General features: G+C 44.8%; 17 protein-coding genes. 9 read left to right on the top strand and 8 right to left on the bottom strand.

Going from position 1 to position 23819, the window contains the following annotated elements; all coding sequences use genetic code 11:
- Window positions 1–8 precede the first annotated feature (8 nt).
- The gene (locus tag PSE6802_RS28390; RefSeq protein WP_019499823.1) at window positions 9–326 is read left to right on the top strand and encodes a DUF2949 domain-containing protein; all 318 of its coding nucleotides are present in this window, start codon (window positions 9–11) and stop codon (window positions 324–326) included.
- A gap of 4 nt (window positions 327–330) precedes the next feature.
- Here the strand turns inward: PSE6802_RS28390 and PSE6802_RS0109490 are convergent, their stop codons facing one another.
- The 5 genes from PSE6802_RS0109490 to PSE6802_RS0109470 form a co-directional block, all read right to left on the bottom strand.
- A complete protein-coding gene (locus tag PSE6802_RS0109490; RefSeq protein ID WP_019499822.1) occupies window positions 331–699 on the bottom strand; it encodes a phasin family protein in 369 nt (122 codons plus the stop codon).
- A 73-nt stretch (window positions 700–772) separates the two neighbouring features.
- Entirely contained in the window at window positions 773–1387 is a 615-nt protein-coding gene (locus PSE6802_RS0109485; protein ID WP_019499821.1) for a hypothetical protein, read from the bottom strand.
- Between the two features lie 151 nt (window positions 1388–1538).
- Window positions 1539–2360, bottom strand: coding sequence for a translation elongation factor Ts (gene tsf / locus PSE6802_RS0109480; RefSeq protein WP_019499820.1), 822 nt, complete (start codon window positions 2358–2360; stop codon window positions 1539–1541).
- Between the two features lie 381 nt (window positions 2361–2741).
- Window positions 2742–3545 carry a 30S ribosomal protein S2 gene (gene rpsB / locus PSE6802_RS0109475; RefSeq protein WP_019499819.1) on the bottom strand — a complete coding sequence of 268 codons (804 nt, stop codon included), beginning with the start codon at window positions 3543–3545 and terminating at the stop codon, window positions 2742–2744.
- A 687-nt stretch (window positions 3546–4232) separates the two neighbouring features.
- Window positions 4233–7469, bottom strand: coding sequence for a hypothetical protein (locus PSE6802_RS0109470; protein WP_019499818.1), 3237 nt, complete (start codon window positions 7467–7469; stop codon window positions 4233–4235).
- Window positions 7470–8307: 838 nt separating this feature from the next.
- On the opposite strand from PSE6802_RS0109470, the gene PSE6802_RS0109465 reads away from it, so the two are divergent.
- Window positions 8308–9609, top strand: a complete 1302-nt coding sequence (locus PSE6802_RS0109465; protein WP_019498766.1) for an NF041680 family putative transposase — start codon at window positions 8308–8310, stop codon at window positions 9607–9609.
- 475 nt (window positions 9610–10084) lie between these two features.
- On the opposite strand, the gene PSE6802_RS0109455 is transcribed toward PSE6802_RS0109465, so the two are convergent.
- A complete protein-coding gene (locus tag PSE6802_RS0109455; protein WP_019499816.1) occupies window positions 10085–10459 on the bottom strand; it encodes a winged helix-turn-helix transcriptional regulator in 375 nt (124 codons plus the stop codon).
- A gap of 384 nt (window positions 10460–10843) precedes the next feature.
- On the opposite strand from PSE6802_RS0109455, the gene acsF reads away from it, so the two are divergent.
- The 7 genes from acsF to PSE6802_RS0109420 all read left to right on the top strand — a co-directional run bounded on the left by acsF (window position 10844) and on the right by PSE6802_RS0109420 (window position 18887).
- Window positions 10844–11920 carry a magnesium-protoporphyrin IX monomethyl ester (oxidative) cyclase gene (gene acsF / locus PSE6802_RS0109450; protein ID WP_019499815.1) on the top strand — a complete coding sequence of 359 codons (1077 nt, stop codon included), beginning with the start codon at window positions 10844–10846 and terminating at the stop codon, window positions 11918–11920.
- 11 nt (window positions 11921–11931) lie between these two features.
- Window positions 11932–12678 carry a biliverdin-producing heme oxygenase gene (locus PSE6802_RS0109445; protein WP_019499814.1) on the top strand — a complete coding sequence of 249 codons (747 nt, stop codon included), beginning with the start codon at window positions 11932–11934 and terminating at the stop codon, window positions 12676–12678.
- A 374-nt stretch (window positions 12679–13052) separates the two neighbouring features.
- A complete protein-coding gene (hemN, locus tag PSE6802_RS0109440; protein WP_019499813.1) occupies window positions 13053–14450 on the top strand; it encodes an oxygen-independent coproporphyrinogen III oxidase in 1398 nt (465 codons plus the stop codon).
- 189 nt (window positions 14451–14639) lie between these two features.
- A complete protein-coding gene (gene bchE / locus PSE6802_RS28385; RefSeq protein WP_019499812.1) occupies window positions 14640–16319 on the top strand; it encodes a magnesium-protoporphyrin IX monomethyl ester anaerobic oxidative cyclase in 1680 nt (559 codons plus the stop codon).
- Window positions 16320–16326: 7 nt separating this feature from the next.
- Window positions 16327–16833, top strand: coding sequence for a response regulator (locus PSE6802_RS28380; protein WP_019499811.1), 507 nt, complete (start codon window positions 16327–16329; stop codon window positions 16831–16833).
- A gap of 204 nt (window positions 16834–17037) precedes the next feature.
- Window positions 17038–17868: an acyl-CoA desaturase gene (locus PSE6802_RS0109425; RefSeq protein WP_019499810.1), complete on the top strand. Its 831-nt coding sequence runs from the start codon at window positions 17038–17040 to the stop codon at window positions 17866–17868.
- A 212-nt stretch (window positions 17869–18080) separates the two neighbouring features.
- A complete protein-coding gene (locus PSE6802_RS0109420) occupies window positions 18081–18887 on the top strand; it encodes a radical SAM protein (RefSeq protein WP_019499809.1) in 807 nt (268 codons plus the stop codon).
- Between the two features lie 208 nt (window positions 18888–19095).
- On the opposite strand, the gene PSE6802_RS0109415 is transcribed toward PSE6802_RS0109420, so the two are convergent.
- Both PSE6802_RS0109415 and PSE6802_RS0109410 read right to left on the bottom strand, forming a co-directional pair.
- Window positions 19096–20928 (bottom strand): two-component system response regulator, encoded by a 1833-nt coding sequence (locus tag PSE6802_RS0109415; RefSeq protein WP_019499808.1) that lies wholly within the window; start codon window positions 20926–20928, stop codon window positions 19096–19098.
- Window positions 20925–23753 carry an ATP-binding protein gene (locus PSE6802_RS0109410; protein WP_019499807.1) on the bottom strand — a complete coding sequence of 943 codons (2829 nt, stop codon included), beginning with the start codon at window positions 23751–23753 and terminating at the stop codon, window positions 20925–20927. The genes PSE6802_RS0109415 and PSE6802_RS0109410 overlap by 4 nt, the downstream gene beginning before the upstream one ends.
- Between the last annotated feature and the right edge of the window lie 66 nt (window positions 23754–23819).

The raw sequence follows: 23819 nt of genomic DNA, 5'->3' as shown, positions 1-23819 counted from the left end.
CAGGTTTAATGAGTTACCCATTTTCCACTTTTACTATTGAGAGTCCTGTTGAAAGCACTCAAGAGGCACTGGAGGGCTATTTGCTAGAGTCGGCTTTGGTCGATCTAGAACAGTTAACTCTGGCTAAAAAAATCCAGGCAAGACAAGAGGGACCACTGTTGATGGTTTTGTTGCAGTTGAGTTTTATTGACTTGCAACAGTTTAATCGCCTATTGGACTGGAATGTAAGTTCCAAGTTTTTGGCAGCTAACCAAAGCGAGCAAACAGCAGATCGCTACGCGCAAGCTGCGGAATGGCGAGAGTGGCCGGAAGCAGCGATCGGCTGATTATTTATTGTTTTAGCTTTTTCAACTCTTCTTGTAGCTGCTGCACCTTATCTTTTAGCTTTTGCACGTCATCTGGATCGGCTGCAGGAGGTATGTCGTCGTCGTTGAGAATTTCGATCGAGCGGGGTGCCTGCGCGGACTTATCGTCAATTTTTTCTTGCCCGATCGGTTGTTGGGCCTTCTCGATCAGGTCATCGACAAACTTACGAGCTTCTTCCGAGGTCATTTCGCCCCGTTCCACCAGATCTTCAGCGAGTTTTGTGGCCTGATTGCGGATTTCCGTTAGGGTTGAGCCTGCCTTCTCACCAGCTAAAGAGGCTAATCCTAACCCCAAGTAAAATGCTTTCTGGACAATGCCACCAAAGTGGTTCATCGTTGCTTCTCCTTAACAATCGTCCTGAATCAAATATAGCAAGCGATCGGTAGTTAGCGAGCGGTCAGCGGTTCTAAATTTCAGACCAGGTGGCTCGCCAGGTTTGCTCGGCTTCAGCGATCGCTTGATTTTGCCGTTGTTGGGCTAGCTCATCCTGTAGCTGCAATAAACGCTTGTGCAGCGATCGCCACTCATTGTGTTTGGTCATAAGCTCTTGATGTGTAAACTCTAGCTCTGCGGGAGTTAAGCTCACTAACGCATCATTTTCCTCAACGGGTGTTTTGAGTATATGGGTCTTGACTAAAAGCTGGTTCGCCGCATCGGTGGCGTCCTCTAAAATCTTGGCCAAGAGAGTGTCAAGCTCTGCTTGACCTGACCGATCCTGGCTCGGTGGATTATTGGCGTTGTCGCTGCCAAGATTGTCTAGAGTTTTCCTGGCATCGTCCGCCATTGCCCGCGCCAAAATTTGTACGTCGTGCTGTAGCTCTTGACGCGCCGACATACTCAAGGCGAGAAACCGATCTGGATAATCCTGCGTGCAAACGCGATATACACTCAGGATCGACTCTTGCTGTAAAGCCTGACTAAATACCTGGACGTACTCATGATAGATAGACGCTTGTTTTGCTTTGGTAGCAGCGATCGCCTGTTCGATTTTCTCAATTTCCTGCTCGATGCGTCTGAGCATACCTTACTAATAGCTAGCAAAGAGAGTTTTGAGAGATAGAAATACCCTTGGGGCAGGGGCAGGTTTTGCAGTTAGTCTAAGGCTAGAGCCATTGAGTTTTAGCTAAAACTGCCCCTACAGGAATTTGATGTACTAGAAATAGCCTTTCAGGTTATTTCTTTTTCTTTTTGCCACCTTTAGGTGCGGACTTGGAGGCGTTTGGCTTTGCCGCTGGCGGGGCTGCTGGCGGAGCTTCTGCTGGCGGAGTTTCTGCTGGAGCTTCCGCTTTGGGACCTTCAGCAGGTGCTTCTGGCTGAGGTGCTTCTGGTTGAGGTGCTTCTGGCTGAGGTGCTTCCTGTTGTGGTACAGAGGTAGATGGTACTTCTTCCTCCGTGCCTTCGCCAACTACAAACCGCACGAAGCGGCGTACTTTAATGTTCTCGCTGAGCTTAGCCGCAGTCGTTTTAACTAGTTCGTCAACGGTAATGGATTGATCCTTAATGTAAGGCTGATCGAGTAGAGCCATTTCCTTAAGTCGCTTCTCGATCCGACCTTGCACGATCTTGTCGCGAATTGCCTCTGGCTTATTGGCTAAATCGTCCTTACCAGCTTCTATTTCGCGTTCTTTATCGGCGATCGCGGCTGGAATATCTGCCGTGCTGACATATTCCACATTAGGGCAAGCAGCAATTTGCTTTGCCACATTATCTGCTAGTTCTTTGAGTTCTTCGCGGCGAGCCACAAAGTCAGTTTCACAGTTCACTTCAACGAGAACGCCGATGCGAGCGCCAAAGTGGATGTAGCTGTGTACGATACCTTCAGTCGCCACGCGACTTGCTTTTTTCACTGCCGAAGCCAAGCCTTTTTGACGCAAATACTCAGCAGCTTTGGTGGCATCACCATTGGTTTCCTGGAGAGCCTTCTTACAGTCTTTGATACCTGCTCCGGTTCTGGCACGGAGCTCTTGAACCTGCTGGGTGGTGATTTCTGCCATGATGATTATTTGTCCACAAACGATCTAGATTAACAATCTTAACGATCTAATATAGCCATGGACAGATCTGTTAGGACAGGGGGTGTGGGGCTGCGCCCCCACGCAGGGGTGAAACCCCTGCACCCCGTCCTAAGCCTGTTGGCTATAGCTATAATTACGAGAGATGGGCGTTTTTATATCTTACGCGGAAGATATTGCGATCCTCACTCCCTATGCCCTTTGCCACAGGGTACGAAATCTGCTTCTAATGAGCTTGGGGTATTCAGCCCCCTAAATCCCCCATCTCTGGGGAATTTATATCTAGATCCCCCCAGGTAGGGGGGGCTAGGGGGGCCAAATTTAGAGTACTTACGGAGTAACCAGAGAAGAGCAATGTATTAGTTAGACAGCAGAATCTTCTTCTTCTATGTCTAAGTCCTCAGCCGTCACATCCTCGTCAGCAACATCTTCATATACTTCATCCTCGAAGTCATCGGCGCTTTCGTAGTCAACTTCATCAATTTGACCGTGACGACCCTCATAAATCGCATCGGCTAGTTTGCCAATCACCAACTTAATCGAGCGGATCGCGTCATCGTTGGCAGGAATTGCAATGTCTACGGTATCGGGGTCGCAGTTAGTATCGAGCATCGACACGATGGGCAGTTTTAGCTTTTGGCATTCCTGTACAGCGTTATATTCGCGCTTTTGATCTACGATCACGACGATGTCGGGCGGCTTGCGCATGCTTTTAATACCGCCCAGATACTTCAGCAACTTCTCCATTTCTCGGCGCAGTACCGATGCCTCTTTTTTGGGTAGGCGATCTAGAGCACCACTTTCTTCACGGCGTTCTAGCTCTTTGAGGCGCTCGATGCGGGTCTTAATCGTCGCCCAGTTGGTCAACATACCGCCCAACCAACGTTGGTTGACGTAGTAGCTGCCGCAGCGCGATGCTTCTTGGGCAACAATTCCAGCAGCCTGGCGCTTAGTACCCACAAACAATACTTTCTTACCTTGCTCCGATGCTTGGCGCATGTATTCGTAGGCTTCTTCCATATACTGAGCGGTTTGCACCAGGTCGATGATGTGCACGCCATTGCGCTCGGTAAATATGTAGGGTTCCATCTTGGGATTCCAACGACGAGTTTGGTGCCCAAAGTGAACCCCAGACTCTAGCAACTGGTCTAGAGAAACAACTGGCATAAATTAACTTATCTCCTTGCGTTCGGGTTAATCCTTCCGCCTGGGCGTATCTCGATCTACGCGTCACTAGAAAAACTAGCGAGCCGTTATTCAAAACACCCGAAGCCCCAAGCGTGTGAATTTTTACAACTTTTCTAGCTTATCATTATTTCCTACCAAGTGACATCCTCCCCGCCGCAAGCGGACGGGGCATCCTAACCTCACGATTAGACATTTCTGCCCAACGCCACTGATCTAGAGCCGCCTCATGACGTACTCCCCGACAGACCGACTTGACAGACTGTTTCCCTTCCCCAGAGTCCCTGGGTACAATACAATTCCCGAACTTTGGAGGTCCCGGCAATGCCTGACTTTCACTCTCAATCGGTGGGCTGCGAACCACAACAATTTTATCACGCCCCAAGGGGCAGGGAATTCGACCCTTAGCGATTAAAGCATTCGATCGCTAGAATCGTGAATCGTGAAGGCAGCAATTCTATTTGTGAGAGTAGCTCTCGTTTTTTGGTCAATTGCTGGGGCTGAAATGCCTATTCGCTCGTTCGCTCGGTGTCGAATCAAGAGGCTTTAAGACCAAAAAACAGTACAAATGCCCCAAAATGAGAATTGCTGTCATAATGGTGTGAATATATTACAGGATGAGGGGAAATAAAGTTGCACTTCAGTGCTAAACTGGCAAGCATAAATGACTTAGGATATATCAACTGGCATACCACTTAGAATTCTGAAGAAATCTACAATAATTCTATTTCGAATGCCCACAATACTAGGCAAGCTTTCATTAGACTTCTTAAATCTATAAGTGTGCTTAGCTATATTAGCGGTTAAATTATTAAAATACCGCTCAAGATTTTTATAATGGTCAGCAAAATGCCCATTATAGCGCTTTTGTCCTAGGTTACTTTCTATTGTTGTAAAATTGTTATTATCGATAAGCGACTTAATAATAAGTTTTACTTCATCAAGCTGCTTATCCATGTCTTTACTGTTTTCAATAATATAGCTATTAATAATTAATATTAAATGGCACGCAACTCTAAATATATTCCCAAAGTCTGCGAACTGAGTTAGCCTGTGAATATAAAGACCACGCAGTAAAGAGTCAGGGTTACCATCATTTTCAAAAATTCTTGAGAGACATATTTTGTGATTACTATTGTTATCTCCATCTTTTGTGCCCCCATCCATTGCAATAACTGAGGAACAATAAAACTTTCTCATAGCTGATTTCACATTGATTAAAATTTGTTGGTCATTTTCAACTTCTTCACAAACTTCTAGCAACCCCATTGCAAATAAAATTATACTAGAGTGAGGTCCAAATAGATAAATTGACTTATCTCTGTTTTTTTGATTGATATGTTTTAATATTGAAAAATCGAGATACAAAACCTGTTTTTTACGATCATAAAACTCCATCAATTCATCTGTATGCTGCAATTCCTGTATTACAGGAAGACCTTTGATTTGAAAAGAATCAGAATCAAAAGTCTCATATGTAAGCAATACCTGTTCTTCAGCCAAACTGGCTATATCAATTTTCCCACTATTATTCTTAATATCTTGATAACACTTTTTGCCAAGCCTTGAATAGCAAAGCTTAGCATGATCGACTAATCTCTTTGCCCAGTTTATATATTCTAACTTTCTCTCATCACCATTCTCCAAAGAAAACGCTAATCTGAGATAACACCAACTCTGATAAGCAGAATTACAAGAATAAATATCAGAATTTCCATCCCTAGCTGCATATATTCTAGCTTTTTCAAATAATTGAATTGGCTTTAAAAATAATTTATCATTATCTTCATCCTTATTGGGATCACTTGGCATATATGAACCAAAAAACATATAAAGCTTTGCACGATGTTCATATATTCTAGATAAAATGAAGAAAAAAGGATTAAAATTACTTTGCTCAACTTGATCGATACAGTACAACTTTTCAACACGAGTTCTCAAACATTTCTCAGCATCATTCAAATAACTTAAAGCTGCACGAACTGCTTTATTACGATCACTGAATTCGCGGTCATCTTCATTTAGATCGTATAAATAACAGTATCTAAACCGACACAGATAGTATCTTGCAAGCATTAAATCACTAATTATAGAACTACCATAGGTTTCAATATGCGATATCATTACCTCTAGATATTTTTTAGCTACCCTATATAAACCCTCTTTGAGGTAAGCCTCAGTAATTTCTAAATGAGCAGCATAAGCAACCATGCTCCATGGCTTATTTAAGTCATCTTTAAAATATATATTATCCTTTGATTTAACTATAGATCTATAATTAATATTTAGAAGATAATCATTAATTGCTCCTTCCATAGCTATTAGTGAAAATGGATAATAATTGATTAAATTTTTACTAATATTAATTGCATTCTCTTCCTCTACTCTATTACAAATATGTTGCAAATATTCCCTTGGATTAATTCCTGTTTTTTTAATTGCCCTGAGCCTTGCATATAATGCTGATTTCGTAGCCACTTCTACTAAGTCGAAACCGCAATATTCACCATACGCTAATCCAATACTTCTGGCTAGTTGACTATATGGTTGGTTAGATTTTATCGATTTCTCAATATCTTCATTTTTGCAGAGTTCAACTAGTGTATGACTCCAGACCAAATTGCTATTACTGCCACCTGTTAATTCAACTGAGTTGATTTTCTCGTGGACAATGTAAAAGTATTCTTTTAATACAGGAATGTCTCGCAGTAAAACTCTATTGATTGCCGCAACTACTAGTGATATTGGACTACCAATTCCGGTAATTTCTTCAATGAACTCAAGCCTTCTTTCATTATTTACTAATGTATTTATCTCCGTACATTTTAATTTAGGTTGATAATCATCATATAATTTAATATAAAAATGCACTTTGGCTTTATAGACAAATTGCCTTTCAAGACCACTAATGCTTTCCAGATCTTCATCTTCTTCTAAAAGATCAGGATTCAATAAACCATTTTTTTGGTATTCATTCTTTACGTATAAAGGAAGAGGGCTTATCTTTTCAATATTATAATACTTTAAATAAATTGGAAAATCATCATTTATAATTTGATTATCAAGCACTAAGAATGTCAATCTTTGTATAAATTCAGGCGACAGATATTTATTATATTTTCTCTCAAGATCGGGCTTCAATTGGTTATTATAAATAATCTCAATCTGTTTTAGTCCAGACTGAAACTCTATCCGACTAATTTCCCTTTTTACTCTAGTTAAATAATCTTCAATCTTGGAACTCTGGATTTCCTTTTCATGGGTTTGATACAAATTTCTAAAATACTCTATAATAGTATATTTAATCAGATCATCATTTAATAACTTCTCTTGATCTTGCTTAAATTCTTTGTTGGCTTCTTTGTTCGCAGTAAGCTCTTGACGAAGAAACTGTTCGTATATATTGTTTATTTCTTTAATACCAAGACCTTTAACTGGATCTGTGGCAATTTCCAACATTTGCTGTATTAATGCTTCTCCCGGATGTTCTGCCAGACCAATTTCTTTTCTTTCTTCTGGTATTAATTGTGTAAATAGATTTAGAGCGTGATATTTCTTCTCTCTAGAGATAATATAATTATCCATTCGGTCATTGTCGGATGATGATAATTGTGAATTCCAATAGCTCTGTAGAGAGGAAATAATTTTTATTAATCTACCAAGCGTTAACCCTGGTAAGGGGGGCCTTTCATTTTTTTCTTCGGGATACAGTTCAGGAAAAACTGAACGTAAAACACGACGGATAAAAATTCTATTATCTCCCCATTGCTCAGCAATTTTTGATTCGTTAGGTTTCTCCAGTAGTTTGGATGTTGCAAGATTGGGATCAGTTAGATAGAGCAGATATTTATATACTGAACGTGTTCTTTCACGATCACCAGAAATGTCCAATGCTGACTCAGGCATACTTTTTATGTACAATCATTTAATCTATTAGAGCATAGCTTAAGCGTACCTTATGTTCAATAAGCACTTTTTGGGCTCTTAATAGTATAACTCTTATTTTAAAAGGCTTTCAGCCTTTGTAATTAAAAAATTTTCTATTGTTATAAAAGGTGTAACCTTCTAAATTCTTGAAGAAATAGCATTTCAGACCATCTAATCAAAAATAGTATGCACATAATAGTGTGCAATTTGTACAGTATTATTTATATTAAACGCAATAATTTATGTACAATTTGCACTATTTGTATTGAATGCTACATATTCTATTGGCTCATATTGTTACGCTACGCAATAGTTAAAGCGCTTAAGCTGGAGATCCGAGCTATGTTAATCTCGCCATTTTTTGAGAGGGGTCTTGAGATCCTTTTTTTCTTTGTTTCCCATTTCATTAAACTAATTAAGCTAGAGCCAAAGAGTGGAGTAGATCTGCCTGAGGCTCCAACTGAATTAAGGCTAAGTTGGAAAGATGTCTCTCATGGTGTAGGACGTTTACGCGAAAGTCTAGTATGTGCTCCCTGTGAGATTTTAGTAGGGCTATCGCCACAGGCAGGAATTTTGGCGAACTGGCTGCAGCCCTCTATAAAGCACCAGCTTTGCACAGTCTCAACTTGCTATCGATTTTCCTTGAAGTCTAGTGAGCCAATTTACGACTCAGAGTATAGAGTAGTTCCTCTACTAAGTGGAGATGCTTTACTAGTTACTGGAGTTTAGACTAAAAAGTGGTAAAAAGCAGCCAGCCATTGCAGACTGACCGCTTGATGATGGAAGCTGAAAAGACTATAAAATCAACAGCTTCATCATGATTAGTTTGGATAAACTTGAGCAATTTCGCAAGTACACGTACGAAATTATAGGGAACGGGAGAGATGCGCTGTTCGACTTGATGGATGCGGTACTGACGAGTCGGAGTGTTTCATCGTTTGTGGAACTTTCGTTAAGCCCATTATTTCGGAGGGAGTGGTCGAGTATCTATGAAGCACTGCAAGATAGTCATCCTCCACGTGAAGACTTGATGAAGCAATACATACAGCAAATGCCGGCAGCAGAGGTGACGATATTGGCGGGCGACCATACAGCCTGGTCGCGTCCCTATGCGGTGACATTACAAGAACGCACCTACGAACATCAACCTCAACCGGGAGTAGGAAGCAAACCTGTTACGGTGGGGCAAGGATACAGCACAATTGCCTGGATTCCAGAGTCAGAAGGGAGTTTTGCCTTACCGTTGCGGCATGAGCGGATCACCAGTTTCGAGAACCCGATTCAGAAAGCCGCTAGTCAGTTACGCTTGGTTTGTGCGGAAATTCCTGGGACTGTGCTTTTCCTGGGGGATGGCGAGTATGGGTGCGCACCATTTTTGCAGCAAACAGCAGACATCCCGTGTATCAAGCTGCTCAGGCTACGCCCCAACCGGGTTCTGTATCATGCCCCAAAGGATTACGAGGGGCATGGGCGACCCCATAAGCATGGAGAGAAATTTAGCCTCAAAGACTCTGACACTTGGTCTATTCCCCAAGCAGACATCACAATTGCAGAGCCTAAACTGGGACGATTGCAAATTCGTCGATGGCCAAACCTGCACTTAAAGCAAGCCGCAGACCATCCCTTTACACTCATTCTGGTCGAACGTCTTGATATGCCTGAATCGAAACCCCTGTGGTTGATTTGGGTCGCTAAAGACGAGCCAATCTTGAGTGAGGTATGGCAAAAATATCTGCGCAGATTTGCCATTGAGCATTGGTATCGCTTGGTGCGTCAACGTCTCCATTGGACAATCCCTCAGCTTTCTACCCCTGCTCAGATGGAGACTTGGTCGGACTTGATGCCTTTACTTACTTGGCAATTGTGGCTCGCTCGTGAACTTGTCCAAGACTCTCCTCTGCCTTGGCAGAAACCGATGACTAAATTGTCTCCTGGTCGAGTTGCAAATGCTTTTGCTTTAGTTTTGGTCAGGATTGGCTCTCCTTCCCCTGACCCTAAACCTCGCGGTAAGTCTCCAGGTTGGCCTCTTGGGAAAAAACGAACCCAACGGATTCGTTATCCTACTGTCAAAAAACGCTATGCCAAGCCCCTCAAAAAAGCTTCCGCTGCAACTGCTTAGCTCAACTTCTTCCCTTTTATCCTCTCTCTCGCTAGTTTCTATCTAGCGAGATGCTTCTTGTTGCCTTTTAGTCTAAACTCCAGTAGTTAGAGAAGCTATTTTCAGACTGCCCAAAAGTACGAAAATAACGTTGATCGATGATTTTCTCCGAACTGGTATAAGTGCTCATTGCCTAAAACAAGCCCTTGAAAGCGAGGGTTTTATCAATATCAACTATTTCGTTCTGGTTAGGTTAGAGTGCAATCACCATGACTCAGCTATTATTACTCCTCAAGCCATAGGAATCAGTTCAAGTAAAGCAGCGGTTGCTTTTCCTTGGAATTAGATTTATTGGCAATCGGAATGCTGCTAGGCAAAAACAGCACTGACAACACCCTAGAATTGGCGAAATCCAAGCTTTGGCTAACTTTCGCTAGTAGCCCGATCCTGAAACTCTAAACACAGGTTGATGCTTCTCTCTTAAATGTCGTAGCTACTACAGATTTGGTATTAGGGGACAAACACAAGTTTCCTGCTCCAGCCATTGCGATCCTACTTGATGCAGGGCTGCCATTACTGGCTGGATCTGGCGACCTTTAGGCGTGAGGGAATATTCGACGCGAGGTGGAATTTCGGCATAGACAAGGCGCTCGACCAGCCCTTGCGTTTCCAGTTCTCGCAGGCGTTGGGTTAGGGTTTTGGTACTGATGCCGGGGAGAGCGGCAAGCAATTCATGGGTGCGTCGAGTGCCGCCAAATAGTTCGCGGAGAACCAAAATCGACCACTTATTGTCTAACAAGTCCAGGACAAACTGAATCGGGCATTTAATTTCCGAACACTTAACCTCTGAAAACTGGATGACTTCTGACATAAACTCCCGTCACACTACATACCCCAAGGATAAACAACAGCGCGATACTAAGGGACTTGCATGAAAGCTAAGATACCTGTGACGTGTTACGGCTAACGCCTAACACATACTACGGTTGGGACTCCTTCGCACTACATAACCCCAAGGATAGATAGCGGCTTGATAGCAGCGCGATCTTTACTATCTCTAGATCTTAAGATGCTTAAAACTCGTTTTGATTCACCAGATCGGAATTTCAATATTTCTTTATAAATGGCTCTAGCCACCAATTCACCTCTATGCTTTACCTGCGGTAACTATAGGATGACTCTGGTAACTGACTTGTAGGCGATCGCAGATTCAAGCAAAGTGATTTACAGTCATCTATTCTGAACCATTTACTCTATGGTTAGTTCCGTAACAAAATCCGATACAGCCGAGCTACCAGCCGGTATTAAAGAACCCGTTCAAGAAACCCTTTTAACACCACGTTTTTACACTACCGATTTTGATGCCGTTGCCCAGATGGATCTGTCGGCACAACGGGAAGAGCTAGACGCAGTTTTGGCAGAATTGCGTACCGACTATAACCGCTATCATTTCGTCCGGGATGAGGAATTCAAGCAATGTTGGGATCGAGTGGATGGCGAAACGCGACGAGCGTTCATTGATTTCCTAGAGCGCTCCTGCACCTCAGAGTTTTCTGGCTTTTTATTGTTCAAAGAACTGTCTCGTAAGCTGAAAGACCGCAATCCGTTATTGTCGGAGGCATTTCAGCTCCTAGCAAGGGACGAAGCACGTCATGCCGGTTTTTTGAATAAAGCCATGGCAGATTTTGGCTTGTCACTGGATCTGGTCGAACTAACGAAGAAACGCACATATACCTTCTTCCCGCCCGAATGGGTGATCTACACGGTTTATCTGTCTGAAAAAATTGGGTACTGGCGATACATTCTAGTGCATCGTCACCTCAAACAGCATCCAGAACATCGCTTTTATCCCCTGTTCAATTACTTTGAGAATTGGTGCCAGGACGAAAATCGGCATGGGGATTTCTTTAAGGTGTTGTTGCGATCGCAGCCCAAACTCTGGAATACCTGGCAATCGAGGCTCTGGTCGCGCTTTTTCCTGCTGACAGTGTTTGCCACCCACACTTTGACAGTGTTGGAACGCGCAGACTTTTACGAATCAATTGGGATCGATCCCCATGAATACAATCAACAAGTGATTCAGCACACCAATGAAACGGCGAAAAGTGCGTTCCCCAGTATCTTAGACACTAATCATCCAGAATTTTTCCCACGTCTAGAGCAATGCTCGATCGCCAATCAGAAATTAACGGACATCTCTAGTCGCCAGAATCATCCCGCCATCAAATTCTGGCAAAAGATACCCTGGATCGCTGTAATTGTGTGGCAGTTGTTGCGGATTTATTTACTGCCTTCTGTTGACGCTGAAGCTTCTAGAAACTCAATTAATTAGGAGATATTAATATGATTAACCTATCGACGAGCCTTCGGGAAGGTACCCAGAAATCCCATACTGCCGCCGAAAATACAGCATTTATGAAATGCTTTATGAAAGGCATTGTGGAACAGGAACCCCTTCGCAAGTTATTTGCCGATCTGTATTTTGTCTACAATGCCCTGGAAACTGCTTTGCAACTACATGCCAATCATCCAATTTTAAGCGCTCTCTATTTCCCGGAGCTGAATCGCACTGAAAATCTCGGTCGCGATCTCGCATTCTATTACGGTGAAAATTGGCAGGAACAAATTGTGGCTTCGCCAGCGGGTCAGGTGTATCGCGATCGCATTCAACTGCTCTCAGCTACAGATCCTGTTCTGCTGATTGCCCATGCCTACACGCGCTACATGGGAGATTTATCCGGCGGACAAAGCCTGAAGAACGTAATTAGATCGGCTTTACCTTTGCCACCGGGTAAAGGCACTGAGTTTTACGAGTTCGATCGGATTTCAACCCCGGAAGCGAGGCGAACATTTAAGGAGCGCTACCGTCAAGCACTGGATGCTCTGCCTTTAGATAGCGCCACGGTAGATCGTATCGTTGCTGAAGCGAATTGTGCTTTTGGTCTCAATCGCGATGTCGTACACGAACTCGAAGCCGACGTAAAAGCGGCGATCGGAGAACATACATTCGATCTGCTTACGCGACAAGACCGCCCTGGCAGTACCGAACGTCACCATCATGGAGCCGAACGCGAATCGATTGCGATTTAGAACGGATTAATTTCTTGTCATCTGACGCGGGGAATTCCAAACCCTCACTCCTAAACCCTCTCCCAGAGGGAGAGAGGAATAGAACCAAAATGGGGGCTGTGCCCTTGCCCCCTCTCCAATTGGGTAGGATGCGTTACATCGATCGCTAACGCATCGCTGACAGCAACCTCCGTGCGTTACGCTGTCGCTATAAAAGCTATAGCGGTTTTCAATTGAGAACAGGTTGTTTGGGGTGAAGGGGTGGAACAAGGCAGTGGCTGTAGCGGGGCACCCCCAATAACTCCCCGTCTCCGCTTCTTGGGGGTGCTGCCCCCAACTTCTCTACTTTTTTCGATCTGAAAACCGCTATTATAATAAAGGATAAATTTTAATTAATGAGAAAGTTATCGCAAACGGTGGCATTTGATGCGGCATTGTTGCATAAATACAACCAGCCCTTACCTCGCTACACCAGTTACCCTCCCGCCACAGAATTAAAATCTGACTTCGACCGCGACGCATTTCAAACCGCGATCGCTGTCGGCAATCGCAAGCAAACTCCCTTATCTCTCTATTGCCACATCCCGTTTTGCGAAACACCTTGTTATTTCTGTGGCTGCAATACCATTATCACCCAGCGCAAAGAGGTGGCAGAGCCCTACTTAGGTTATCTCGCTCGCCAAATTCGGCAGGTTGCCAGTCTGGTGGATGCGAATCGGCGGGTACATCAGTTGCATTGGGGTGGAGGCACTCCGAATTATTTGGATCGAGCGCAGGTGGAGTTTCTCTGGAATCAATTTAATCGGTATTTTAGCTTCGATACTGCCGCAGAAATATCGATTGAAGTTAATCCTCGTTATGTCGATCGCGACTACATTCTGTTTCTGCGCCAATTAGGTTTTAACCGCATTAGCTTTGGCATTCAAGACTTCAATCCGCAAGTACAGGAGGCCATCAATCGCGTGCAACCTGAGGCGATGTTGTTTAACGTGATGGCCTGGATGCGGGAAGCCGGGTTTGAGAGCGTGAATGTGGATTTGATTTATGGATTACCCTTCCAGACAGACGCGACGTTTAAAGACACCGTGCAGAAGACCGTGCAATTAAATCCCGATCGCATTGCCGTATTTAATTTTGCCTACGTTCCCTGGATCAAACCAGTTCAGAAGCGGATGCCGACATCTGCAATGCCAGATGCTGCCGAAAAGCTGGAGATTCTGCAAAGCACGATCGCTCAATTAACCCAACATGGCTACGTATTTATTGGTATGGATCACTTTGCCAAGCCCGACGATGAACTAGCGATCGCGCAGCAGGCGGGTCAACTCCATCGTAATTTCCAGGGCTATACCACCAAACCCGAATCCGATTTGTTGGGCTTTGGCATCACTTCCATCAGCATGTTGCAAGATGTCTATTGCCAAAACCACAAAAAATTAAAGGACTTTTATCAAGCGATCGACGCGGGTGAATTGCCCATCGAAAAAGGCATTCAACTCAACCGAGACGATCTGATTCGACGCACTGCGATCGCGGAATTGATGTGTCAGTTCAAGTTATCAGCGCCCGATCTGGAAGAGAAATATCATCTTGGTTTCGATCTGGATTTTAACGATTATTTCGCCGAAGAACTTGTCAGATTAGATGCTCTAGAAACCGATCGCTTAATCGAGCGCCGGGGCGATGGGATTGAGGTGACTCCCCTCGGACGCTTGTTAATTCGCAATATTGCCTCTGTATTTGACACCTATCTCAAACCCGAAGCTATCCGAGGTTTTTCCAAGTCCGTATGAATTGTCCCAAAAGTTTTAGCCCTCACAAAACTCGGCGTTCATTTCTCCGAATGTATTCAAACTCCTGTCGGAGCAATACAACTTACAGCCCATTACCACCCCTGATGCCGATCTGGCAACTTGCCTGAACTGAATGGGAATTCTGGGTTTCACACCTATACCTGCGTTTTAAGAACTGGGAGTGCTGCCATGCGAATTTTGATGATTCAACCCAACTATCATTCTGGGGGTGCAGAAATTGCTGGGAATTGGCCCCCTAGCTGGGTACCATATGTAGGCGGAGCTTTGAAGGCTGCTGGCTTTACCGATATTCGGTTTGTCGATGCCATGACAAATTACATCCCGGATGATGCCCTAGCTCAAATCGTTGCCCAGCATCAACCAGACGTGGTGCTGGCAACAGCAATCACGCCCATGATTTATCAATCCCAAGCTACACTTAAAATCGTGAAGCAAGTCTGTCCCCAGGCTACTACAATTATGGGTGGCGTGCATCCCACCTACATGTATGAAGAAGTCCTCAAGGAAGCCCCCTGGGTGGATTACATCATTCGGGGAGAGGGAGAAGAGATTACAGTGAATTTAATGCGGGCGATCGCAAACGGTACCGACCGATGCGATCGGCGCGAAATTCTGGGATTATCATTCCTCGAAAATGGACAAATAGTTGCTACGCCGGATCATCCACCGATTAAAGATCTCAACACCCTCTGTCCCGATTGGAGCTTATTGGATTGGAAGACGTACATTTATACACCGCTCAATGTGCGGGTTGCCGTGCCCAACTTTGCCAGGGGTTGTCCGTTCCGATGCCGCTTCTGTTCCCAATGGAAATTCTGGCGCAAATATCGTTCCCGATCGCCGAAGCAGTTCGTGGATGAAATTGAAACGCTCGTCAAGCAATATAACGTTGGATTTTTTATTCTGGCGGATGAGGAACCCACGATTAACAAATCGCGGTTTATGGCCTTGTGCCATGAGTTGGTCGAGCGCAACCTAGGAGTGTACTGGGGCATTAACACCCGCGTCACTGACATTCTCCGCGATGAGAAAGAACTGCCGCTGTATCGTCAGGCGGGTCTGATCCACGTTTCTTTGGGAACTGAGGCAGCGGCACAGTTAAATCTCAATTTGTTCCGCAAGGAAACTACGATCGAAGATAACAAACGAGCGGTGCGATTATTGCGGGAAAATGGCATTGTGGCAGAAGTCCAATTTATTATGGGGTTGCCCAATGAAACGTTGGAAACGATAGAAGAAACCTATCGGATGGCGCGGGACTGGCAAGCCGATATGACTAATTGGAATATCTACACGCCCTGGCCGTTTTCGGAACTATTTGAAGAATTGGGAGACAAGGTGGAAGTACGGGATTATTCCCACTACAATTTTGTCACGCCAATTATGAAGCCCGATGCCATCACCCGCGAAGAACTTTTAAAAGGCATCCTGCGTAACTATGCCCGCTTCTATTCGCACAAAATGCTGGAATATTGGTTCGTTAAAGATCCATTCAAGCGCAAGTATCTGTTGGGATGCTTAAAAGCCTTCGTGCAGACCACGCTCAATAAGCGTTTCTACAATCTCAAACGACTGAAACAAAAAGGATGGCATACGGAAATCGAATTTGGCTTCGATCGCGATCGCATTCTCACCCCAGAACAGCTAGCCGCTCTCAAACAATCTTCCAAGGCAGCAGTTGCTGTCACGAGTGAAATGCCCACCTGGACGCCGAGCGTGGAGGGTACGTTAGCCAGTAGCATTTCTGCCTGCGGTGCTCCGAACGATTTACCGGAATACCATTGCGAGGCTTTGGGAGCAGAGGAACCACCAAAAGACACCGAGGCTGAACCCATAATGCATATTTAAACTAACCATGAACGATATCCAAACAATTCTAATTGAAACTAACGAACAGACTCGGGTAGCGCTGCGGGTAGCTTTGCGATCGCAGCCTGGAATCGAAGTGGCGAGCGAGGCCACAAATGGAACGACGGGCTTAGTGTTGCTGGAATCGATCGATGTCGATGTAGCGATCGTCGATGCTGATTTGCCCGATATGTCAATTGCAGAATTTACCCAACAAATGCGCGAACGCCAGGTAGATTCAGGGATAACTATCTCTAAATTATTAATTCTGCTCGATCTCGGCGATCCACAGAGACTCCTGGATGCATGGGCCGTGCGAGCGGAAGGTTACTGTCGCAAGAATGCATCCGTTGAAGAAATGGCTGAAGCGATTCGCCACATCTATGCGGGGAGTAAGTATATCGATTCGGCGATCGCTCAACGGCTTCCCATAAACACCGAGCAGCTCAATCCCAATGGTATTCACTTACAGTTCAACCAGATACAGTTCAACCAGATGGGCGCATTTATTTAACTAGTAACTGCGATTCCGGCTCTCTCGTAAGTTTAGTCCCCAAGTTTTCACGCTAGCAAGGTTTGCGTTGAAGTGCAGTCAGTAAGGCTGGTAGGGGCAGGTTTAGCCAGAAACTTTCGATTTCGATCGGCAGCAATCGTACAAAATCTACCCTTAACCAATGGATGTTTACAGAAACAATTTTTTATTTTGTGAGGTAATTTAATGACTGCTAAACAGTTGCAAACAACTCCGACTCGCTATCCGCTTGATTGGACAGCGGTATGCTTTTTCACGATCGTTCACGCCCTTGCACTTTTAGCTCCCTGGTTCTTCTCCTGGTCTGCGCTAATTGCGACTATCTTTTTGCACTGGTTATTTGGCAGTATTGGCATTTGTTTGGGCTATCACCGCCTATTGAGCCATCGCAGTTTTCAGGTGCCCAAATGGTTAGAGTACGCGATCGCCCTGATTGGTGCCCTAGCTTTACAAGGAGGGCCGATTTTCTGGGTGGCCGGTCATCGCCTCCACCACGCGCACACGGAAGATATCGAACAAGACCCCTACTCGGCCAAACGGGGATTCTGGTGGAGTCATATGTTGTGGATTTTCTATCCTAACTCTGAATTCTTCGATTATCAGAAGTACCAGCGGTTTGCTCCTGACCTCGCACGCGATCGATTTTATTGCTGGCTAAATCGCTACTTTTTGTTGCTGCAAATCCCGTTAGGACTGTTGCTGTACGTGTTGGGGGGATGGTCGTTCGTCATTTGGGGTATGTTCGTTCGCGCAGTTTTGCTCTGGCATAGCACCTGGTTTATTAACTCGGTCACGCACCTGTGGGGATACCGTACCTTTACCACAAATGACAACTCGCGCAATCTCTGGTGGGCAGCTATTCTCACCTATGGTGAAGGCTGGCACAATAACCATCACGCCTATCCTAACGTTGCCAAAGCAGGCTGGCGCTGGTGGGAGTACGATCCAACCTGGTGGGCGATCTGGCTGTTAAAGAAGCTGGGAGTTGCCCAAAAAGTGGTAATGCCGCCAACTTAGTCCTGTTTAGTTACCCCCTTTTACTTGAAGTCCGCCTTCGCGGACTTTGCTTGTCTAGGCGCAACTTTCAGTCGCCAGGCAATATGAGGGATAGTTAACGCGGATTTGGTCTTAGGGGTAAGGGTTCCAGGATCTTCCACGTAAGTTCAGTTATAATTAAAATTGTGATGCAGAATTCTCGATCGTCAATACCTGGAGGTTAATCTGAAGCGATGTCTACAGTCACTGCACCCTTCACCTCTGTTTACGGTCCAGTGCAATCCTGGCGGTTCGGGCGATCGCTAGGAATCGATCCGATTGGACCGATGTCTGCCTGCTCTTTCAACTGTGTATACTGCCAGTTGGGCAGGATCGAGCACCAGAGTAGCAATCGCCAGTTTTTTATATCCACCAAGAAAATCCATCAGGATCTCCAACTGTTCCCTCTCGGCAATGTGGACGCGATTACCCTCAGCGGTAGCGGCGAGCCAACTCTAGCTCAGAATTTAGGTGAAATTCTGACAGTAGTAAAGGAGATGACTGCGAAGCCCGTCGGCGTACTGACCAACGGTAGCTTGCTGAGCGATCCAGTTGTACGTGAAGAACTGGCGATCGCCGATTGGGTTGCTGTCAAAGTTGATGCCACTTCTGGCGATCTATTCCGTCGCATTAACCATCCCGTACCAGCCATCAACCTCCAGGAAATTTGGGCGGGATTACTGCAATTTCGCCAAATCTATACAGGACATCTGGCAGTTCAGACAATGCTGCTTGCGGTCTGGAGCGAGCGAGAGCAGGAAGAGTACATCCGGCAAATGCAAACATTACAGCCGGACGAAATTCAACTCAACACGCCAACCCGACCTCGCCCTCTCACGCATGAATTGGAAGCGCGAGGAAATAATCTTCCCCAAGCTTGCTCCTATCCTGCTAAGCAACTAAAGCAAGTCACGACCGAAGTGTTAAAGACGTTTAGCGATCGCATTACCAGGGTAACGGAAATCCCAGTGCGTTATCCATTACTGCAACATTCTTCGTGACGAATCCCGACGCTGATGCTACGCATACAGCGCGGGTCTTCCCGCCGACTTATAGCGGTTTTCACTTGAGAACGGGTTTTATTTTTGGGGTGAAGGGGTGGAACACGGCAGTGGCTCTAGGGGGGAACCCCCAAGACCGCCCTGCCTCCCCTTCTTGGGGGCAACGCCCCCAAACCCCCTACTCTTTCCGATCTGAAAACCGCTATAGCTAATTAGAGAGTTGGTTTAATAGCGCTTCGGCGCGCTCGTGACTGACGGGTTTGGAGAAGAAATAGCCTTGGGCTTCATCGCAGCCGAGTTTTTTGAGCCGATCTAATTGCTCGGCTGTTTCTACTCCTTCGGCGATCGCTTTAATGCCTAAGGAATGAGCCAGAATAATAATCGTATTCACAATTTCACAATTCTCTCCATTGGGATCGATAAGATTGATAAACGAACGATCGATCTTTAGGGCATCAATTGGGAAGCGGTGAAGATAACTAAGGGATGAGTAACCCGTGCCAAAGTCGTCAATACTGAGTTGGATGTTTTGGGCTTTTATTTTAGACAAAAGCTCAATTGTTCGCTCTCCTTTATCCATCAGCATACTTTCAGTTAGCTCCAACCTCAGACTTGAACCATTTAAGCCAGTGTCGTTAAGGATTTGAGTTAACTTATCCACAAAGTTTAATTGTTTAATTTGGCGGCTGGAAAGATTGACGCTAACATGTACAGATGCAGCGGAGGGAATTGTTTGTTGCCAGTTCCATAGCTGTTGGCAGGCTTCTTGTAAAACCCATTCACCAATTGTGACAATTAAACCTGTATCTTCGGCGATCGTGATAAAGTCTCCTGGATAAACTAATCCTTTCTCTGGATGTTGCCAGCGCAGCAATGCTTCAAAACCCGTCACTTTATCTGTAGAGAGCGAAACAATGGGTTGATAGTGAAGCAAAAATTCTTGACGCTCGATCGCATGGCGCAGATCGGTCTCGATTTGTGACAGATAGAGCGTCTGCGCGTACATTTCACGATCGAAGATCGCGTAACGTCCCCTACCTAAAGCCTTGGAACGGTACATGGCAATATCGGCATCGCGCAGCAATTCCGTCCCGTTTTGATAGTTAGCTGCCCCAAACACAATACCAATACTAGCACCAGTAAAGATCTTGCGATCGTCAAGGTAAACTGGAGCGGTAAGTTGCTCTAGCAATCGCTCCGCGATCGCGAGCGCAGTTTGACGATCCTGGATATCTTCGAGCAGAATAGCAAATTCATCTCCACTCAAACGGGCTACCGTATCTGTTTCGCGAGTACAGCCTTTAAGGATATGCGAAACAGCAACCAGAAGGCGATCGCCAACAGCATGTCCCAAACTATCGTTAATAACTTTGAAGCGATCTAGATCGATAAATAAAACAGCAAATAAATAACTTTTATTTCTTTGATAGCGATAAAGCGCTTTTTGCAAATGCTCCATCAGCAAGGTGCGATTGGGCAAACCAGTCAAAGCATCCTGTAAAGCCTGTTCGAGCAGAGCTTTTTGAGTCTTTTGGTGCTGGGCAACTTCTTGATTGAGTTGGCGAACGACCTCTTCTAATTCAGCAGTTCTTTGTTTGACTTTTTGTTCCAGTTGGCTATTTAGCTGCTCGATTTCTGCTCGTGCAACTTGTAGAGCTAATTGATGTTGGATCCGAACGATAATCTCTTCAATTTGGAAAGGCTTGGTAATATAGTCTGTTCCACCCACCTGAAAAGCTTTTACCTTGTCAAGTGCGTCATCTAGAGCGCTGAGAAAAATTACTGGAATATCGCGAGTGCGATCGTCAGATTTTAATTGCTGGCAGACTTCATAGCCATCCATACCTGGCATACTAATATCTAGCAGAATCAGGTTAGGAGGTAATTTTTGGGCTGTGATTAATGCCATCGCACCATTTTTAACACACCGCACTTGATAGCCTCTCTCGGTTAGCGATGCAGACAAAACTCGTAAATTGTCAGGATTATCATCTACGACTAAAATACTTCCACCCATAGAATTTGGTTGCGTATTATTCATAGGTTAGCCGCCTCTTGCGCGAGACTCATCAAGCGATCGAAATCGAAATTGTCAACCTCTTTCTGAATAGCTGTAGCTAAAGTTCGATGCGACTCCGGAATTTGTAATAACAACCGATTTATCATTTGCTCGTCAGTCAAAATAGCTGCTTCGGACAGATTTCTGAGCCATTGCTCGGGCATAATCGCTAGAGCCGAAGCTGTTAATCGCTCTACGCTTTCCGACTCAAGTTTATCCTCTGAGGGAATCGCTTCGTAGAGATAGCGTACGCCGAGGTACTGTGCCATTTTTTCAAAAATTATTTCTTCGCGAAAAGGCTTGCGGACAAAATCATCGCAGCCAGCCTCCAGAACTACTGCTTTTTCCTCTTCGAGCGTACTGGCAGTTAGTGCGATAATTACCGTCGCTTGTCCCTGTAGGTGAGATTTAATCTGTTGAGTTACTTCATAACCATTCATCACTGGCATGCGCATATCCATCCAAATCAGGTGCGGTTGCCAGGTTTGCCATATTTCCAGTGCTTCTTTGCCATTACAAGCTTCTCGGATGCTAAATCCTATTGGTTGTAGCAATTTCAATAATAATTGTCGATTTTCAATGCGATCGTCTACTACTAAAATACGATATTGTTGCTGGTTGGATTCGAGTCCAACTACTCTTCGATCTGGTTTTTGCCTCGAAATTTTATCGGCTCCACTTAATTGAACCTGGATATTAAATTTAAAAATACTTCCTTTCCCCAGTTGAGAGCTAACCGTTATTGCTCCTCCCATTAGTTCGACAAACTTTTTGGTAATCGGTAATCCTAGCCCTGTTCCTTGTTGAGATTGCTTGCCTGCTTCCGTTTGAGTAAAAGCTTCAAATAGACTATCCATCTCTTCTGGTGCAATGCCCGCGCCAGTATCCTCAACCTCAAAGTAGAGAGTATGGGGGTTGGGGGTTGGGGGTTGGGACGATCTAACACGTAGGGTTATCTTCCCAGTTTCGGTGAATTTGATGGCATTGCTAATTAGATTAATTAAAACTTGACGCAGTTTCTTCTCATCGGTATTGATGTATTGAGGGAGATCCTGGCTATAGGCGATCGCAAAGTGCAGCCCTTTAGCTTCTGCTCTTTGTGCTAGCATCTCTTCGATTAGATCCAGCAAGGCGTATAGGTCAAAATCCGTAGGATATAGAGTCATCCTGCCTGACTCGATTTTCGCTAAATCGAGTACGTCATTAATTAGTGATAGTAAATGCTCGCCACTACGATTGATAATCCCGATGTTTTCCAGTTGCTCTTTGGTTAGAGATGCTTCGCGATTCATTAGCTGGGAAAATCCAAGGATAGCATTAAGGGGAGTGCGTAATTCGTGACTCATGTTAGCTAAAAATTCGCTTTTAGCCTTGTTAGCTTGCTCTGCTAGCTCTTTAGCTTGTTGGAGTTCAGCGGTTCGCTGTTCTACTCTTGCTTCCAATTTTTGGTTGCTTTGTTCTAACTCCTGGTTGACCTTGTCTAGTTTTTGATTAGTAGAAGCTAAATTGGCAAATGATGCTTGTAGTTGCCGTGCCATTTCGTTGAAGGAGCGCGATAATACGCTCAGTTCGTTAATACCCTTGACTTCTACTTGTTGATCGAAATCTCCTTTGGCGATCGCGGAAGCGGATTTACCCAAACGCAAAATTGGTCGTGCAATCCACTGCGAGGTAATTAGTCCCAAGCCTATAGCTACGGCAAGAGCTAAGAGGCAGAGCAGAATAGTCGTGTAAGTATTGGCATTTATCTGTGCCATAAAGTCTGACTCGGGGACGGTAGTAACGACTAGCCAATCTAATCCAAATTTATCTTTCCAGGGAGTTACGCGCACAAACTGGCGATCGCCTTGCAACTGAAAATCTAGTTGTTGTTCGTCTTTTATGGCTTGGAAGTCGTTGTATTTTTGGAGTAGATAAGTAGCAGTAGACTGAGTGAGAGGATCCTTACTGTTTTGAACTTTAAGGCGCTTTGCTTCGCCATTAATCGTAGCAAAAGGTTTTTCTGGACTGGACGTAGCGACTAAAAATCCATTGCGCTCAATAATAAATATCTTGCCAGAAGGACTTATCTTAAGACTTTGGAGAAAGCTGCTGATGCCTGAAAGCCGCAGATCGTTTCCTATTACACCAATTAACTGGCGCGAATCATCATAAATTGGGTAGCTTGAGGAAATAGAGATAATATCTGGGCGATCGTCCCATTGATAGATATCGCTCCAGATGGGACGACCTGCCTTGACTGCATTTGCATACCAAGCTTCTGCTTGAATCGGAGCCTGGTCGGATAAGATTTTGGGCTTTTGTACGCGATTGCCCCGATCGTCCGTCGTGTAAACTGCCATCTCTTTGAGAGCGGACTTTAAGGTTTCATTGATAACCAGGCGATCGTCATCTTTACGCTCAACTCCAATAAACTCCCCTTGTGCATTAGCGTAATTAATGTAGTCAACATTAAACACGTGCATTTGCTTCCAAAAGTAACGACCTAGCTGTCTAAAGTCATTCAATTTCAGCGTTCCCAACTCGATCGCATCGATATTACTCTGATTGATTTGATTGGGTATAGTTAGATAAGTATCGAGATGTTGTTTAACTAAATCCCTATTTTTATCCATTAACTGGTGAGCAAGGTCGTTAACCACCTGCTGCCCGTTCCTAAAGGACAAATAACCCACCAGTCCTACTGCACCAACAACTTGTAGGACAAAAGGCAAAACTAAGACCAGGCGTAGGGGCAGTCCCCTAAATTTATCAGCTCTGGTAAGGTTTTGTTGTTTAGGGGGCTTAATCGGCTCAGATAATTTCATGTTAGTCTATGAGTCTGACCGGCATTTAGGCAATACGTTACTTAATGCTGCGTCGGGAGGTTACTT

The organism is Pseudanabaena sp. PCC 6802, assembly GCF_000332175.1.
Taxonomy (GTDB): domain Bacteria; phylum Cyanobacteriota; class Cyanobacteriia; order Pseudanabaenales; family Pseudanabaenaceae; genus PCC-6802.
This window is presented reverse-complemented; position numbering and strand designations above follow the sequence as displayed.